Genomic DNA, 14793 nt, shown 5'->3' with positions numbered 1-14793 from the left:
CGCGAGGAAAGCACGTCAGGTCACTGGGTAGACGTCCTGACGCTCCGGTTTCGTGCGATCGAGATTAGGGATTTCGCCCGTTCGTGTGGATTCGTTCCACTCCGTGGACGGGTGGGTCAGCTCACAGGATCGGCTGCGGGACGTAGCCCGCCGCCTCGGGGAACCGCTCGAGGACGCGGGTGACGCGCTCGGCCACCTGCGTGACCTGCCGCCCGGCCGTGCCGGTGAACGAGATCCGGTCGGCGAGGAGTTTGTCCAGCTCACCGCGGTCGAGCGGGATGCGCTCGTCGGCGGCGAACCGGTCGAGGAGGTCGTTCTCGGCACGGCCTTCGCGCATCTCGAGCGCGACGGCGACCGCGTGCTCCTTGATCGCTTCGTGGGCCGTCTCACGCCCGACACCCGCGCGGACCGACGCCATGAGCACCTTCGTCGTGGTGAGGAACGGCAGGTAGCGATCGAGCTCACGCTCGATCACCGCCGGGAAGGCGCCGAACTCGGCGAGCACCGTGAGGAACGTCTCCAGCAGGCCGTCGAGCGCGAAGAACGCGTCCGGCAGCGCGACCCGGCGGACGACCGAGTCGGAGACGTCGCCCTCGTTCCACTGGTCGCCGGCCAGCTCGCCGATCATCGACAGGTAGCCGCGCAGCACGACGGCCAGGCCGTTCACGCGCTCGCACGAGCGGGTGTTCATCTTGTGCGGCATGGCCGACGAGCCCACCTGACCGGGCTTGAAGCCCTCGGTGACGAGCTCGTGGCCCGCCATCAGCCGGATCGTCTTGGCCAGGCTCGACGGCGCCGCGGCGAGCTGGACCACAGTGGACAGCACGTCGAAGTCGAGCGAGCGCGGGTACACCTGGCCGACGCTGACGAACCGCCGGTTGAAGCCGAGGTGCTGCATGACGCGGTCCTCGAGCTGGTCCAAAGTGGACTCGTCGCCGAGCAGGTCGAGCATGTCCTGCGCGGTGCCGACCGGGCCCTTGATGCCGCGCAGCGGGTAGCGCTCGATGAGGTTGTCGAGCCGCTCGAAGGCGACCAGCAGCTCGTCGGCCGCGCTCGCGAACCGCTTGCCGAGGGTGGTGGCCTGCGCGGCGACGTTGTGCGAGCGCCCGGCCATCACGGTGTCGGCGTGCTCGACGGCGAGGGTGGCCAGCCGCGCCAGGACGGCGGCGACGCGGGTGCGCACGAGCTCCAGCGAGCGGAGCAGCTGCAGCTGCTCGACGTTCTCGGTGAGGTCGCGCGAGGTCATGCCCTTGTGGATGTGCTCCTGCCCGGCGAGGTCGCTGAACTCCTCGATCCGCGCCTTGACGTCGTGGCGGGTGACGCGCTCGCGCTCCGCGATCGAGTCCAGCCGCACGTCGTCGACGACCCGCTGGTAGGCCTCGACGACGCCGTCGGGGACGGCGACGCCGAGGTCCTTCTGCGCCTTGAGGACGGCGATCCAGAGCTCTCGCTCCAGGACGACCTTCCGCTCCGGGGACCAGAGCGAGACCAGCTCCGCCGAGGCGTAGCGGGCGGCGAGCACGTTCGGAATGCGGGGCTTGTCCGTCACGCCCTCACGATACCCGCGCAGGTCAGCAGGGTTGCACGTCGGCGGCCTTCACGTAGACGACCCGGTGGTTGTAGGAGAGCTGGAGGTACTTCGTGGCGCCGGTGACCAGGGTGTGGTTGGCCGGCACGCCCGCCGGGTCGAAGCGGGCGTAGTAGTTCTCCGCCGTGAACTCGCCGGTGACGACGTAGCTCTGGCCCGCGGGCAGCGTCCACGGGATCGGGGCGACCGTCCAGACCGCGTCGAACGGGATCTCGGCCGGGTACTCGGACTGCTCGGGGAAGGCCCGCCCGTACAACGGCACCGAAGTGGCCGCGGTCACCCGCCGGGCGTGCGCGGGCACGGTCGCCCGGTGCCCCGGGTTCTCGAACCACGCCTTCTGGCCGCCGTACCAGATCGCCGTCCAGCCGTCCTGCTCACCGGCGAGCACGTAGGAGCGGCCCGCGACCGCTTTGTCGCCCCAGTCGTCGATCGCGGTCGTGCCGGGCGAGCCGTCCGGGTGCACGACGGGGTCGGTGAGCAACGGCGAAGCGGCGTCCGGTGCGGTGTGCAGCGGGACGAAGTTCGTGCCGTGGGCCGGCAGCGGCGTGCAGGTGGTGCCGGTGCAGGTGGTCATCGGCGGCTGGTTCGTCGCGTAGTCGGGTTTGATCGTGACGACCTGGCCGGCCGGGGAACCGGTGGGCCTGCTCGGCGCGCCGAGCAGGCCCATGTAGTGGTTCCAGTCCCAGTAGGGGCCCGGGTCCCAGTGCGCGGCCGCGAAGTTCCTGGTGCGTTCGCGGGAGATGTCCTCGTGGCCGAGGATGTGCTCCCGGTCCAGCGGGATGTGGTACTTCGCCGCGAGGTACTTCACCAGCTGCGCGGACGCGCGGTACATCTGCTCGGTGTACCAGGTGCCGCCCTGCGCCGCGACGCCCTCGTGCTCGATGCCGATCGAGTGCTCGTTCACCGTCCAGTTGGCGGCGTGGTAGGCGATGTCCTTCGTGGGCACCATCTGCGTCACCTGGCCGTCGGACGAGCGGATCACGTAGTGCGCGCTCGACTGCGTCGCCGGGTTCTGGAAGGCGGCGATGGCCTGGTCGTACGGGCTCGCCGTGCTGCTGGGCACGCTTTCGGTGTCGTGGATGACGATGTACTCGATCCGCTGGCCGTCGGCCGGCCGGTTCGCGGGGTCGTAGTTGCCGTAGTCGTTGGGATCGCTGTGGTCCGCGCTCGACCAGTCGTAGGCGGCCGGCACGAACCGGCAGTCCAGGTCGGCCGGGCATTCGGGCGACGGGGTGTCCTGTGCGGACGCGGTGACGGGCACGGCGGCGGTGATCACCAGCGCGAACACCGCGGCGGTCAGGTTTCTGACGGGAAAGGCCACACGTCATGTTGCCCGATCACGACGAGTTCGTTCAACCCGGTCACCACTCGGCGAAGCTGCCGTCGTCGTGGCGCCACACCGGAGAGCGCCAGGCGTGCCCGGCCTCGTCCGCGCGGCGCACGGCTTCCTCGTCGACCTCGATGCCGAGCCCGGGCTTCAGCGGCCGGGCCGCGTAGCCGTCCTGGAAGGTGAAGATCGACGGATCGGCGAGGTACGCGTGCTCGCGGCCTTCGTGGTAGTGCATGCCCACGCTTTGTTCCTGAATCAGGAAGTTCGGCGTCGCGAACGCCACCTGCAGCGACGCCGCCAGCGAAATGGGCCCGAGCGGGCAGTGCGGCGCGAGCGAAGCGCCGTACACCTCCGCCAGGGCGCCGATCCGCCGCAGCTCGGAAATGCCGCCGGCGTGCGAGGGATCCGGCTGCACCACCGCGACCCCGGCGTCGAGCACCGGCTTGAACTCCCAGCGCGAGTACAGCCGCTCGCCGAGCGCGATCGGCACCGAGGACGCCTCGACGACCGAGCGCAGGGCGTCGCCCTGGAGTTCCGGCAGCACCGGCTCCTCGACGAACATCGGCTGGACGTCCTCCAGCAGCCGCACCAGCCGGCGCGCCATCGCGGGCGAGACGCGGCCGTGGAAGTCGATGGCGAGGTCGCGGTGCGGGCCGAGCGCCTCCCGCGCTTCCCACGCGCGCGCCACCGCCGCGTCGGCCTCGGCCGGCGACGCGATCGCCGCCAGCGGGCCGGCGACGTTCATCTTCACCGCCGTGAACCCGGCTTCCACCTGCGCGGCCACGGCCTCGCGGATCCCGGACGGCCGGTCGCCGCCGACCCAGCTGTAGACCCGGACGCGGTCGCGGACCGGACCGCCGAGCAGTTCGTGCACCGGCGCGTCGCGGACCTTGCCCGCGATGTCCCACAGCGCCTGGTCGAACCCGGCGAGCGCGCTGGAGAGCACCGGGCCGCCGCGGTAGAAGCCGCCGCGCCGCAACACCTGCCAGTGGTCCTCGATGCGCAGCGGGTCCTGGCCGAGCAGCAGCTCGGACAGCTCGTGCACGGCCGCGCGGACGGTCCCCGCGCGGCCCTCGACCACGGGCTCGCCCCAGCCGCTGATGCCCTCGTCCGTGCTGACCTTGAGGAACAGCCAGCGCGGCGCGACCAGGAACGTTTCGACCGCGGTGATCTTCACCCGTGCCCTCGTTTCTACGCGGAGTCCTTGGCGGCCGACCAGCCGCCGTCGACGGTCAGCTCGGCGCCGGTGACGAACGACGCGGCCGGCGAGAGCAGGAACGCGATCACGTCCGCGACCTCCTCCGGACGGCCCAGCCGGCCGGCCGGCGTCGCCCGCGCACTGCGTTCGCGGTCCTCGGGCGAGATGCGGCGCCAGGCCTCGGTGAGCACCGGCCCCGGCAGCACGGAGTTGACCCGCACCTCGGGGGCGTACTCGACGGCCAGCTGCCGGGCGAGGGCGACGAGCGCGCCCTTGCTGGCGGCGTACGCGGGGTGCCCCGGCAGGCCGAAGTGCGCGTGCACCGAGGACACCAGCACGATCGCGCCGCGCCGGTCCCGCAGCGACGGCAGGCAGGCCTTCACGGCGAGGTAGGCGCCGGTCAGGTTGACGTCGAGCTGGCGCTGCCACTCGGCCCGGCCGATCTCGTGCAGCGGCCCGGTGCTCGGCACGTAGGCGTTGCTGACCAGCGCGTCCACCTCGCCGACGGCCGCCCACGTCGTCTCGTCGGCCACCGAACCGCGGATCGGCGTGACGCCGTCGGGCAGCTCGGCGACGTCCACGCCGAGCACCCGGTAGCCGTCGGCCAGGAGTTTCCGGGCGGTCGCCGCCCCGATCCCGGACGCCGCTCCGGTCACCACCGCTGTGGGCATCGCCTTCAGCCTCCTCGAACTCCGACAATAAATCCTAAATTAGGGTTTCACAAGGTAACCTGCCGCCATGAGGTACCGGTGGGAGATCATGGCCGACGCGCTGCGCCAAGGGGTCGTCGGAATCGTGCGCACCCGCGACGCGGAGTCCGCGGTGGAGGCAGCCCGTGCGGCTCTCGAAGCGGGGCTGCGTTCGATTGAACTACCGCTGACGAACCCCGGCGCGCTGGACGCGATTTCCGGGCTCGCCGCCGCCTACCCGGACGCGACGATCGGCGCGGGCACGGTGCTCGACGAGACGTCCGCGGTGCTCGCGATCCGCGCGGGCGCCCGGTTCCTGGTGTCCCCGTCGGTGGACAGCGCGGTGATCCGGACCGCGCACCGGTACGGCGTGGCCGCGCTGCCCGGCGCCGGTTCGGTGACCGAAATCGTGCGTGCGCTGGAGGAAGGCGCCGACGCGGTGAAGGTGTTCCCGGCGTCGGCGCTGGGGCCGTCGTGGGTTTCGGACGTGCGGGCGGCGCTGCCGCAGGCCCCGCTGGTACCCACCGGCGGCATCGGCCCCGGAGACGTGCCAGGCTGGCTCTCGGCGGGTGCGGTCGCCTGCGGGATCGGCTCGGCGCTGACCCGCGGCACCGCCGCGGAGATCGCCGCCCGGGTCGGGACGCTGTTGAGGAGCGCGCATGGCTGAGCTGGTCTTCGTCGGGTGCTACACGGGGGACGCGGGGAACGGCACGGGGATCACGACGCTCTCGCGGTCGCCGTCCGGCGCGCTGCGCGAAGTGGCTTCGCTGCCGCTGGAGTCGCCGTCGTGGCTGGTGCGCCACCCGTCGTTGCCGGTGCTGTACGCGGCCAACGAAACCGCGGACGGCCGCGTGACGGCGTTGGCCATCGCCGCCTCGGGTGCGCTGTCGGTGCTGGGCACGGCGGAGACGGGCGGCGCGCACCCGTGCCACCTGGCGGTGACCCCGGACGGGAAGTTCCTGTTGTGCGCCAACTACTCCGGCGGCAGCGTGGCGGTGTTTTCGCTGTCCGGCACCGGCGAGCCGGTCGCCCGCACGGCCCTGGTCCGGCACCGCGGCAGCGGCCCGGTGGCCGACCGCCAGGAGGCGGCGCACGTCCACATGGCGGTCCCGTCGCCGGACGGTTCGCTCGTCAGCGCGGTCGACCTGGGCACCGACGAAATCCGCAGCTACACCCTGACGTCGTCGGGTGCGCTGGAACCGCTGGCGGTGTCCGCGCTGCCGCCGGGCACCGGGCCGCGTCAGCTGGTGCGCCGTCCGGGCACGGACCTGGCGTACGTCGTCGGCGAGCTGGCCGGGACGCTCGTGACGGTCCGCGAGAAGTCGCCGGGCGCGTTCGAGGTCGTGTCGTCGACGCCGTCGACCCTGTCCTCGGTGAAGCCGAACCTGGTGGCCCACCTGGAACTGGCCGATTCGCGCCTGTACGTGTCCAACCGCGGCCCGGACTGCGTGACGGAGTTCGCGCTCGACGACGCGGCCGCGGTGGCGGACCAGCCGTGCGGCGCCAACCCGCGGCACTTCGCGCTGGTGGACGGCACTTGTTACGTGGCCGCGCAGTCGGAAGACGCCATCACGGCGTTCACGCTGAGCGCCTCCGGCGAGGCCGAGCTGCGGTACCACCCGACGGGCTCACCGACTTTCGTGCTGCCGGTTTCCCTGCCGTGACTACGTAGGATGCAGCGGTCACGACCGGCCGGCTGAGAGGGTCTCCATTGAGCGAACACCGGCCACGCGGGTTGCACGGCCAGACCGTGGAGACCCTGGCCAGCCGGATCCTCTCCGACGAGTGGGGCGAGGGCACCGTGCTCGACCTGCCCGCCCTGCGCGAAGAGCTCGACATCAGCCTGACCGCACTGCGGGAGGCGCTGAAGGTGCTGGCCGCCAAGGGGATGATCGACGCCCGGCAGAAGCGGGGCACCTTCGTGCAGCCGCGCGAGAAGTGGAACATGCTCGACGCCGACGTCATGCGGTGGCAGACCGCGGCCGCCGACGACCCCGGGCTGCTCGACGAGCTCACCGAGGTGCGGGCGGTCGTCGAGCCCGCCGCCGCTCGCATCGCGGCCGCGCGCGCGACGGACGAAGACCTCGAAGCGCTGCGGGAAGCGCTGGCCGACATGGCCGCGGCGGGCACCGACCCGGAGGCGAGCGTCCAGGCCGACCTCGCCTTCCACCGGCGGCTGATGGCCGCCACGCACAACAACTTCCTGGTGCGGGTGGAACGGATCATCGCGATCGGGCTGGCCGAGCGCGACAAGGTCGTGCACGGCTCCGCGGCAGCGGAAGACCCCGTGCCGAACCACCGGAAGGTCTTCGACGCGATCGTCGCCGGCGACCCCGCCGCGGCCGAACAGGCGATGCTCGCCCTGGTCACGAAGGCCCGCGAGGACCTGGAGAAGGCCCAGCGCCAGTGATCGCCGCTCAGCCGGCGAGAGCCGCCTGCAGCATCCGGGCCGCCGCCGCGCGGGGTTCCGGGTCGACCGCGATCAGCGCGTTGACGACCGCGCCGTCGACCAGTGCGACCAGCCGCTCCAGCTCGGTGGCGGTGACCGGGGTGCCGGAGCGGGCGAAGATCTCCGTCAGCAGCTCGTTGAGCTGGGCCGACAGCGTCCGCATCAGCGGCCGCAGATACGGGCGGCGGCCGGTCGCGACCAGCCGCTCGTACCGCAGGAGGACGGCTTCGGCGTCGGCCGCCGGGTCACCGCTCTCCGGGCCGAGCAGCAGGTCCAGCACCAGGCCGACGGTCGCCTGCACCCCGCGGTTGCGGGTCGCGAGCTCGTCCAGCCGGGCGCGGCCGGTCGCCAGCTCGGCGTTCGAATGGTGCTCGACGGCCGCCGTGACCAGGTCTTCCAGCGAGTCGAAGTAGTACGTCGTCGACGCGAGCGGCAAGCCGGCCCGCTCGGCGACCGCCCGGTGCCGGACGGCGTCGAACCCGCCTTCGACGAGCAGCTTCGCGGCGGCCTCGACGAGCGCGGCGCGCCGTCGCTCCCCCTTCGGGGTGGTCGCAGCGGTCATGGCCGGTCATTCTGCCAACCGGGCGGACGCGGGCTCAGAAGCGGGGCGCGAGACGCTGGGCGAACCGGCCGACCTCGCCCGCGTACGGCGCCGCCGCGCCCGCGGCAGGCACGCTGATCAGCACCAGCACCCCGCCGGACGCGGTACCGGCCCGCGCCGTGACCGTGCCGGCCGGCTGGGACTTGAAGACCTCCGGGATGCCCTTCGGGTACACCGCCGCGGCGACTTCGCCGCCCTCGACCGGGAACCCAGCGGACCGCGACACCGTCGAACAGGCACCGCCCGGAACGGCTCGGGCGGGGTCGACGTGGCCGGGGAGCTCGCCAGCGAGGGCGATGGCGAGCTCCCCGTCCACCTGTTCGCACCCGGAGGCGCCTTCGGCCAGCTGGCCGGTCTTCCCCTCCCCGACACCCCCCTGCTGAGGTGCCTGGGACGAGAAGTTCGGTGACCCCCCACCGATTTCAGGACGTACCGGGCCGTCTCCCGGTTGCGCGGAGCCCGGCCCCGATTGCGCGGCGTTGTCCTTCGCCGCGGTGAGCAGGCCGGGGGTACCCCCGGAGGTCAGCCCGTACGCACCGAACCCGGCGACGACCAGCGCGGCGGCGCTCACCCCGGCGGTGATCCGGTTGCGGCGCCGCACGGTCTGGCGGCGGGATTCGCGGACGACGTCGTCGCGGCTGAACGTCGGCGACGGCGCGTCCGGGGGCGCGGCGGAGAACAACGAGCGCAGCTCCTGCTCATCCATTGGTCTCCACCTCCCGTTCGAGGACCTGCCTCAGGTTCGCCAGCCCGCGGGCGGTCTGGCTCTTCACGTTGCCTTCGCTGCAGCCCAGCGCCTTCGCCGCGCTGGTCACGTCGAGTCCTTCGAAGAACCGCATGACCAGCACCGCCCGCTGCTTGGGCGGCACTTCCTTCAACGCCGCGAGCAGGTCCTCCCTGGTCGCGACGAGGTCGTCGAGGCCGGGCGTGTCGTCGGACGGCTCCGGCAGCGTCTCGGTCTGCCACTCGCGCCGCCACGGACGGCGTGATTCGTCGATCGACGCCCGGACGAGCGTCTTGCGGACGTACGCGTCGGTCGCCGCGCGATCCCTGATCTTCGTCCACCTCCGGTGCAGTGCGACGAACGCCGTCTGCGCGAGGTCGTCCGCCCGGTGCCAGTCGCCGCAGAGCATGTACGCGGTCCGGCGCACGGCGTCCCGCCGGGCGGCGAAGTACTCCGCGAACTCCTGCTCGTCGCGCTGGTCCACGCGCAGTCGTGCTCCGCTCTGTGGTCGTCCGGCCGGTAAGACGGAATCAGGGGCGTCCACGGTTGCACGGACGGAGTGGGTTCGACCACTCGAAGACTGATTGATCCCCACGACGTGGGTGTGATGTGATCGCTCCGTGACCTTCACCCCGCCCGTACTGGACTTCCGCTCCGACACCGTCACCCGCCCGGATGACGCGATGCGGGCGGCGATGGCCTCCGCCGAGGTCGGGGACAACGTCCTCGAGCGCGACCCGACCATCGCGGCGCTGGAGGAGCGGGCGGCGCACGTCCTCGGCATGCCGGCCGCGCTCTGGGTGCCGAGCGGCACCATGGCCAACCTCATCGCGCTGAGCCTGCACCTGCAGCGCGGTGACCGGTTCCTCGCCACCCGCGGCGCGCACGTGCTGGCCAACGAGCTGGGCTCGGCGGCGTGGCTGGCCGGCGGCATGCCGGACATCCTCGAGCACGACGGCGGCCCGGGCCGCCCATCGCCCGACGCCCTCGCAGCCGCGATCGGGCAACCCGGGCCGTACTTCACATTACGGACATCGCTCCTCTGCCTCGAGAACACGCACAACGCGGCCGGTGGCGCGGTGACGCCGCCGGACGAGCACGCCCAGCTGCTGTCCGTCGCCAAGGAAGCGGGCCTGACCGTGCACCTCGACGGCGCCCGGCTGTGGCAGGCCGCGGTCGCGCTCGAAGTGCCGCCGGCCGCGCTGACCGTCGGCGTCGACACCGTGTCCGCCTGCTTCAGCAAGGGCCTCGGCGCGCCGGTCGGGTCGGTCGTCGCGGGCAGCGCGGCGTTCGTCGAGCGGGCCCGCCGGATGCGGCAGATGCTCGGCGGCGGCGTCCGCCAGGGCGGCGTGCTGGCCGCGGCGTGCCTGATCGCCCTGGACCGGATCCCGGAGCTGGCCGAGTCGCACGAGAACGCGCAGCGGCTCGCCGAAGGCCTGCGCGAGCACGGCTGGCCCACCAACACGCCCGACACCAACATCGTGCTCGCCGAGGTCCCCGACATCCCGACCGCGCTCGCCTGGCTCGACTCGCTCGGCATCCGCGCGGTGCCGATGGCGGGCAAGGTCCGGTTCGTCACCCACCGGGACCTCAGCGCGACCGACGTCGAAGAAGCCCTGCGCCGGATCAAGACCGGCGCCTGAGAACGCGGGGGACCTCGTGAACTGGATCGTGTTCGACTACGGCGACGTGCTCAGCAAGCCGAGCGCCGCCCTCCCGGACCTCGCCGCGGCGATGGGCGCGCCGCTGCCGGAGTTCCTCGAGGCGTACTGGGAGTACCGCATTCCCTTCGACGCCGGCAGCACCCCGCTCGAGTACTGGCAGGCGGTCGGCAACGCCGTGGGGGCGCCGGTCGACGAGGCGCTGTCGGCCGAGCTGACCCGCGTCGACGTCGAGGGCTGGGGTCACCTGGAGCCGTCGTCGAAGGCGCTGCTCGAAGCGCTCTCCGAGGCCGGCGCGAACCTGGCGCTGCTCTCGAACGCGCCGATCGCCTTCGGCGAGTGGGCCCGCGCGCAGGACTGGGCGCGGCACTTCCGCGTGACGCTGTTCTCGGGCGACGTCCGCTGCGTGAAGCCGGACGCGAAGATCTTCCGCCTGCTGCTCGACGAGCTCGGCGCCGAACCGGCCGACTGCCTGTTCTTCGACGACCGCGAGTCCAATGTGGAGGGAGCACGGGCGGTCGGGCTGCGGGCCCACGTGTGGAACGGCGCCGACGCGGCCCGCGCCTGGCTGGACTGACCACTCACCCGCACCGCACGGCCGCCTACCCGACGTGATCTCCATGTCCTAGGCTGGGGCGTCCCCCGACTCCCCGGTAGGTGCGCATGGCGACGAGCGAACGACCGTCGGCCCACGTCGACTTCGAGCGGCCGAGCATCGCGCGCGTCACCGACGCGCTGCTGGGCGGGCAGAACCACTACGAGCCCGACCGCGCCGTGGTGCGGCAGCTGACGGCCATCGCCCCGGGAGCACCGGCCATGGCGCGGGAAGTCCGGCAGTGGCTGGTGCGCGCGGTCCGCTACCTGACCGAGCGGCTGGCCGTCGACCAGTTCCTCGACCTCGGGTCCGGCTTCCCGACGGCGGAGAACACCCACCAGGTGGCGCAGAAGTACAACCCGGAAGCGCACGTCGTCTACGTCGGCGACGACCCGGTGGTGGAAGCGCACGGCCGGGCGCTGCTCGTGGACAACGACTTCACGCACATCTGCGGCACCGACCCGCTGAACCCCGGCGAGACGCTCGCCGGGGTCGCGCGGTTCATCGACTTCGACCGGCCCGCCGGGCTCGTGCTCTGCGGGGTCGTCGACCACATCGCCGACCTCCAGCAGGCGCAGCAGGTGGTCAAGTCCTACGTCGGCGCGCTGGCGCCGGGCTCGTACCTGCTCCTGCTGCACCGGCACGACCCGGCCGACGGCTCCGAGGCGGCCGCCGTCGCGGCGTCCCTGCAGGACCGCTTGAGCGGCACCGGCCTCGACACGCGCTACCGGTCGCGGGCCGGGATCACGTCGTTCTTCGACGGCCTCGACCTGCTCGAACCCGGGCTGACCGCGCCGCACGAGTGGTGGCCGGACGGGCCGCGCCTGGCGCCGCTGACGCCGGTCAACTGGACGGCGCTGGGCGGCGTGGCGCGGATCCCCTAGTAGCGGTTGATGCGCCGCGGGTCCTTGCGGCCACCGGTGACCGCCTTGTAGCCGGCCGCGCCGAGGAAGGCGATGCCGCCGATGACGGCGATCCACAGGACGGCCTTGAACACGAAGCCGAGCACGGCGCCCAGCACCATGAACGCCACCCAGGCGACGATCAGGCCGCCGACGATCTTCCAGAACATGGTTCCTCCGATGTTTCCCCGTGGCCCCACCGGCCCGATGCCTCCACAGTGCCACCCGGCGCGGTGAAACTCCCCTCGCCCGGCCAACGTTCGGGGTTTATTCAGGGTTCCCCCTGGGCAGCCACGCCCCCAGTCGGCGGAGCGCCTCGTCGATGTCCTCGGCGCTGCCGGCGAAGGAGAACCGGACGTACTTGCCGCCGTCGACCGGGTCGAAGTCGACGCCCGGGGTGATGGCGACCCCGGTGTCGGCGAGCAGCCGCTGGCACCAGCTCAGGCTGTCGTGCGTGTACGCGCTGACGTCGGCGTACGCGTAGAAGGCGCCGTCGGCCGGCGCGAGCTTGTCGAGGCCGATGCGCTGCAGGCCGGCGAAGAGCCGGTCGCGGTTGGCGCGGTACCGCTCGACGTGGGCGTCGGCTTCCGAGTACGCCTCGGGCGTGAAGGCGGCGAGGGCCGCGTACTGCGAAACCGCGGGCGGGCAGATGGTGAAGTTGCCGGTCAGGACGTCGACGGCGCGGTGCAGGCGCTGCGGCACGATCATCCAGCCGAGCCGCCAGCCGGTCATCGCGAAGTACTTCGAGAAGCTGCCGAGCACGATCGGCTCACGGCCGTACTGCCACGCGCAGTCGAGCTCGGCGCCGTAGGAGATGCCGTGGTAGATCTCGTCGCTGATCAGCTGGACCCCGTGCGACGCGCACCAGCCCGTGATGGCGGCGAGCTCCCCGGGCGGCAGCACGGTGCCGGTGGGGTTGCTCGGGCTGGCGACGATCAGGCCGTCGATCGGCCCGAGCTCGTCGAGCAGTGCCACCGTCGGCTGGAAGTTCGTTTCCGCGGTGGTGGCGAACTCGACGACCTCGCAGCCGAGGACGGCGAGCAGGTTGCGGTAGGCGGGATAGCCGGGCCGCGCCATGGCCACCTTGGCGCCGGGGTCGAAGGCGCTGAGGAAGGCGAGCAGGAAACCACCCGAGGAGCCGGTGGTCAGGACGACGTCGTGCGCCTGGACGTCGACGTCGTACCGCTTCCGGTAGTGCCCGGCCACGGCCTCGCGCAGTTCCGGGATGCCGAGCTGCTCGGTGTACCCGAGGGTGCTGCCTTCCAGCGCCTTTCGCGCGGCCTCGAGCACGGGCTCCGGCGCGGGCGCGGACGGCTGCCCGGCGGCGAGGGACACGAGGTCGCCGTGACTGCGCTGCCGGGCCCCCGCCGCGGAGAGGACGTCCATGACGTGGAAGGGCGGCACACCGGCCCGCAGCGCGGGCCCGGCGAAAGCTCCGAGGTCGGCCATGGGGCCAGGCTAGTAGCCGCGGTAGGCACCCCCGTGGGCCATGGCCTTGATCCCGGGCACGTTGTCGAGGCCGCCGTACCGGTCGAAGGAGTACCGGACACCGGCGATGATGTTGTCGACCGGGTTGTAGATGTTGTCGTGCCCGGGGAGCTTGTGCGCGTTGAACGTGGAGTCGATGCACTGCATGAGCCCCTTGGACGGGTGCCCGGCGGCCGCATTCGAATCCCAGTTGTTGATGGCGTTGGGATTTCCGCCGGATTCGTGCTGGATGATTGCCCAAATCTTGGGGATATCCGCATCGGTCACCGGAATTCCCGCGGCCTGCAGCGCCTTCATGGCCTCCTGGATCCACTGCTGGACGTTCCCGGGAGGCGGCGAGGAAGGCGGCCCGCCGCTCGGCCCGAGGCCGCCGCCACCACCGCCGCCTCCTCCGCCACCGCCACCCCCGCCGCCGCCACCGCCGTGGTGGGACGAGCCGTTGCTGTGGATGCCGCCCGTGCTCTTCGGGGCCGCGGCCGCACTGCTCGGCAGGGGCACCTGGTCGTAGCCGCCCTCGATCTGCTGGGACATCAGGTTCTGCGACGCCTTGATCGCCGTGTCCGCCTGGGTCTGCAGGCCCGTCACGTCGCCGTCGAAGCCGGCCGTGATGGTGTGGATGTCCGTCTTCGCGGTGGCCAGGAGCTCGTCGGCGCTGGGGCTGGGACCCGGCTTGCCTTCGTCGTGGGCCTTCTTGGCCGCGGCGAGCGCGTTGTTGATGTCGGTCTCGGCCTTGGCGTTGCGCTCGTTGACCGCCTTCTCCGCGGCCAGCTGCTTGTCCTGCACCGTCTTCTTGATCTGCGCCAGGCTCGACTGCAGGTCGTCGAGGTCCTTGGCGACGTCCTCGAGGTGGGTCTGCACCTTGGTGCCGGCGTCGCGGACCTGGCGGACGTACTGGAAGAACTGGTCCGCCGCCGGACCGGCCCACACGCTGCCGTTGAGCGCGTCGGTCGAATTCTTCAGGGACGCATTGTGGTCACCGGCGTTCTTGCCCGCTTCGCGGAACTGCGTCGCCGCCGCCGAAATCTTTTCCAGGTCGACCTTTTCGACCTGGTCCACCTTCTTCACGAAGGCGTCCCAGTTGTCCGGCGTTCCGGCGCCGACCGCGTTCAGCCCCACCCGTGCCCCCTGTTCACTTGTCGACGTGCAGCTTGAGGTCGCTCGCCCCGACCTGGTCGGTTTCGGCGATCAGGCCGGCGGCCTTGCGCATGACGAAGCCCAGCGCCTCCATGTGCTTGCCCGCGGCGTCGAACTGGCTGTGCACGCCGTCCTTGAACTTGCCGACCGCGCCGTGCGCCTCGCCCGTCTCGTCCATGCCGCCGAAGGGGCTTTCCTTCTCGTGGTCCAGGCCCGTGACCTTGTGCTTGGACTTCTCGAACTCGTCCTTCAGCTGCTCCACCTGGCGGGCCGCGATGGCCATCGAGTCCGGGTCGTAGACAGGCACGGTTCGTCATCCCCTTCGAAACTTGTCTCCGCCGATCGGACGTCGTCACGACCAGGACGGTTCCGCGCTTACTTTATGACTTCACCCGGGGCGCGGGTACGGCTCTCCGCCAACTTCCCCCCGGCGG

Annotated in this window: 17 protein-coding genes; 6 read left to right on the top strand and 11 right to left on the bottom strand. The window is 71.9% G+C overall.

Going from position 1 to position 14793, the window contains the following annotated elements; translation table 11 throughout:
- Window positions 1-121: 121 nt before the first annotated feature.
- From purB to ACLJPY_RS37595, 4 genes are read right to left on the bottom strand one after another with little or no spacing between them, the layout of a single operon-like run.
- Window positions 122-1549: an adenylosuccinate lyase gene (gene purB, locus ACLJPY_RS37610; RefSeq protein WP_410595764.1), complete on the bottom strand. Its 1428-nt coding sequence runs from the start codon at window positions 1547-1549 to the stop codon at window positions 122-124.
- Window positions 1550-1571: 22 nt separating this feature from the next.
- Window positions 1572-2909, bottom strand: a complete 1338-nt coding sequence (locus ACLJPY_RS37605) for an N-acetylmuramoyl-L-alanine amidase (RefSeq protein ID WP_410595763.1) — start codon at window positions 2907-2909, stop codon at window positions 1572-1574.
- Between the two features lie 40 nt (window positions 2910-2949).
- Window positions 2950-4095: a galactonate dehydratase gene (dgoD, locus tag ACLJPY_RS37600; RefSeq protein ID WP_410595762.1), complete on the bottom strand. Its 1146-nt coding sequence runs from the start codon at window positions 4093-4095 to the stop codon at window positions 2950-2952.
- Between the two features lie 14 nt (window positions 4096-4109).
- Window positions 4110-4787 (bottom strand): SDR family NAD(P)-dependent oxidoreductase, encoded by a 678-nt coding sequence (locus tag ACLJPY_RS37595; RefSeq protein ID WP_410595761.1) that lies wholly within the window; start codon window positions 4785-4787, stop codon window positions 4110-4112.
- Between the two features lie 67 nt (window positions 4788-4854).
- Between ACLJPY_RS37595 and ACLJPY_RS37590 the strand changes: the two genes are divergently transcribed.
- Genes ACLJPY_RS37590 through ACLJPY_RS37580 form a run of 3 tightly spaced genes read left to right on the top strand, consistent with a single transcriptional unit; the run spans window position 4855 to window position 7215 of the window.
- The gene (locus tag ACLJPY_RS37590; RefSeq protein WP_410595760.1) at window positions 4855-5472 is read left to right on the top strand and encodes a bifunctional 4-hydroxy-2-oxoglutarate aldolase/2-dehydro-3-deoxy-phosphogluconate aldolase; all 618 of its coding nucleotides are present in this window, start codon (window positions 4855-4857) and stop codon (window positions 5470-5472) included.
- A complete protein-coding gene (locus ACLJPY_RS37585) occupies window positions 5465-6469 on the top strand; it encodes a lactonase family protein (RefSeq protein ID WP_410595759.1) in 1005 nt (334 codons plus the stop codon). The genes ACLJPY_RS37590 and ACLJPY_RS37585 overlap by 8 nt, the downstream gene beginning before the upstream one ends.
- Window positions 6470-6516: 47 nt before the next feature.
- A complete protein-coding gene (locus ACLJPY_RS37580) occupies window positions 6517-7215 on the top strand; it encodes a FadR/GntR family transcriptional regulator (RefSeq protein ID WP_410595758.1) in 699 nt (232 codons plus the stop codon).
- Between the two features lie 7 nt (window positions 7216-7222).
- Here ACLJPY_RS37580 and ACLJPY_RS37575 read toward each other — a convergent pair whose 3' ends face one another.
- The 3 genes from ACLJPY_RS37575 to ACLJPY_RS37565 are packed head-to-tail and all read right to left on the bottom strand — an operon-like array spanning window position 7223 to window position 9063.
- Window positions 7223-7816 (bottom strand): TetR/AcrR family transcriptional regulator, encoded by a 594-nt coding sequence (locus ACLJPY_RS37575; protein WP_410595757.1) that lies wholly within the window; start codon window positions 7814-7816, stop codon window positions 7223-7225.
- A 34-nt stretch (window positions 7817-7850) separates the two neighbouring features.
- Window positions 7851-8561, bottom strand: coding sequence for a hypothetical protein (locus ACLJPY_RS37570; RefSeq protein WP_410595756.1), 711 nt, complete (start codon window positions 8559-8561; stop codon window positions 7851-7853).
- On the bottom strand, window positions 8554-9063 hold the full coding sequence (locus ACLJPY_RS37565) for a SigE family RNA polymerase sigma factor (RefSeq protein ID WP_410595755.1): 510 nt from the start codon (window positions 9061-9063) through the stop codon (window positions 8554-8556). The genes ACLJPY_RS37570 and ACLJPY_RS37565 overlap by 8 nt, the downstream gene beginning before the upstream one ends.
- A 136-nt stretch (window positions 9064-9199) precedes the next feature.
- On the opposite strand from ACLJPY_RS37565, the gene ACLJPY_RS37560 reads away from it, so the two are divergent.
- From ACLJPY_RS37560 to ACLJPY_RS37550, 3 genes are all read left to right on the top strand, one after another.
- Window positions 9200-10222 (top strand): threonine aldolase family protein, encoded by a 1023-nt coding sequence (locus ACLJPY_RS37560; RefSeq protein WP_410595754.1) that lies wholly within the window; start codon window positions 9200-9202, stop codon window positions 10220-10222.
- A gap of 16 nt (window positions 10223-10238) precedes the next feature.
- Window positions 10239-10817: an HAD family hydrolase gene (locus tag ACLJPY_RS37555; protein WP_410595753.1), complete on the top strand. Its 579-nt coding sequence runs from the start codon at window positions 10239-10241 to the stop codon at window positions 10815-10817.
- 86 nt (window positions 10818-10903) lie between these two features.
- Window positions 10904-11719: an SAM-dependent methyltransferase gene (locus tag ACLJPY_RS37550; protein ID WP_410595752.1), complete on the top strand. Its 816-nt coding sequence runs from the start codon at window positions 10904-10906 to the stop codon at window positions 11717-11719.
- On the opposite strand, the gene ACLJPY_RS37545 is transcribed toward ACLJPY_RS37550, so the two are convergent.
- The 4 genes from ACLJPY_RS37545 to ACLJPY_RS37530 all read right to left on the bottom strand — a co-directional run bounded on the left by ACLJPY_RS37545 (window position 11716) and on the right by ACLJPY_RS37530 (window position 14666).
- A complete protein-coding gene (locus ACLJPY_RS37545) occupies window positions 11716-11907 on the bottom strand; it encodes a hypothetical protein (protein WP_410595751.1) in 192 nt (63 codons plus the stop codon). The genes ACLJPY_RS37550 and ACLJPY_RS37545 overlap by 4 nt on opposite strands.
- A gap of 97 nt (window positions 11908-12004) precedes the next feature.
- Window positions 12005-13186 (bottom strand): pyridoxal phosphate-dependent aminotransferase, encoded by a 1182-nt coding sequence (locus tag ACLJPY_RS37540; RefSeq protein WP_410595750.1) that lies wholly within the window; start codon window positions 13184-13186, stop codon window positions 12005-12007.
- A gap of 9 nt (window positions 13187-13195) precedes the next feature.
- Window positions 13196-14341 carry a transglycosylase SLT domain-containing protein gene (locus ACLJPY_RS37535; protein WP_410595749.1) on the bottom strand — a complete coding sequence of 382 codons (1146 nt, stop codon included), beginning with the start codon at window positions 14339-14341 and terminating at the stop codon, window positions 13196-13198.
- Between the two features lie 13 nt (window positions 14342-14354).
- Entirely contained in the window at window positions 14355-14666 is a 312-nt protein-coding gene (locus tag ACLJPY_RS37530) for a hypothetical protein (protein ID WP_410595748.1), read from the bottom strand.
- Window positions 14667-14793: the final 127 nt, after the last annotated feature.

Source organism: Amycolatopsis sp. lyj-23, assembly GCF_046549135.1.
In the GTDB taxonomy this organism is placed as follows: Bacteria; Actinomycetota; Actinomycetes; order Mycobacteriales; family Pseudonocardiaceae; genus Amycolatopsis.
The sequence above is the reverse complement of the archived record's forward strand: the minus strand, read 5'-3'. Positions and strand labels throughout refer to the sequence as shown.

Coding starts and splice junctions, on each gene's coding strand:
- ACLJPY_RS37595 (WP_410595761.1), bottom strand. CDS start 4,787: ATGCCCACAGCGGTGGTGACCGGAGCGGCGTCCGGGATCGGGGCGGCG.
- ACLJPY_RS37590 (WP_410595760.1), top strand. CDS start 4,855: ATGAGGTACCGGTGGGAGATCATGGCCGACGCGCTGCGCCAAGGGGTC.
- ACLJPY_RS37585 (WP_410595759.1), top strand. CDS start 5,465: ATGGCTGAGCTGGTCTTCGTCGGGTGCTACACGGGGGACGCGGGGAAC.
- ACLJPY_RS37575 (WP_410595757.1), bottom strand. CDS start 7,816: ATGACCGCTGCGACCACCCCGAAGGGGGAGCGACGGCGCGCCGCGCTC.
- ACLJPY_RS37570 (WP_410595756.1), bottom strand. CDS start 8,561: ATGGATGAGCAGGAGCTGCGCTCGTTGTTCTCCGCCGCGCCCCCGGAC.
- ACLJPY_RS37550 (WP_410595752.1), top strand. CDS start 10,904: ATGGCGACGAGCGAACGACCGTCGGCCCACGTCGACTTCGAGCGGCCG.
- ACLJPY_RS37545 (WP_410595751.1), bottom strand. CDS start 11,907: ATGTTCTGGAAGATCGTCGGCGGCCTGATCGTCGCCTGGGTGGCGTTC.
- ACLJPY_RS37540 (WP_410595750.1), bottom strand. CDS start 13,186: ATGGCCGACCTCGGAGCTTTCGCCGGGCCCGCGCTGCGGGCCGGTGTG.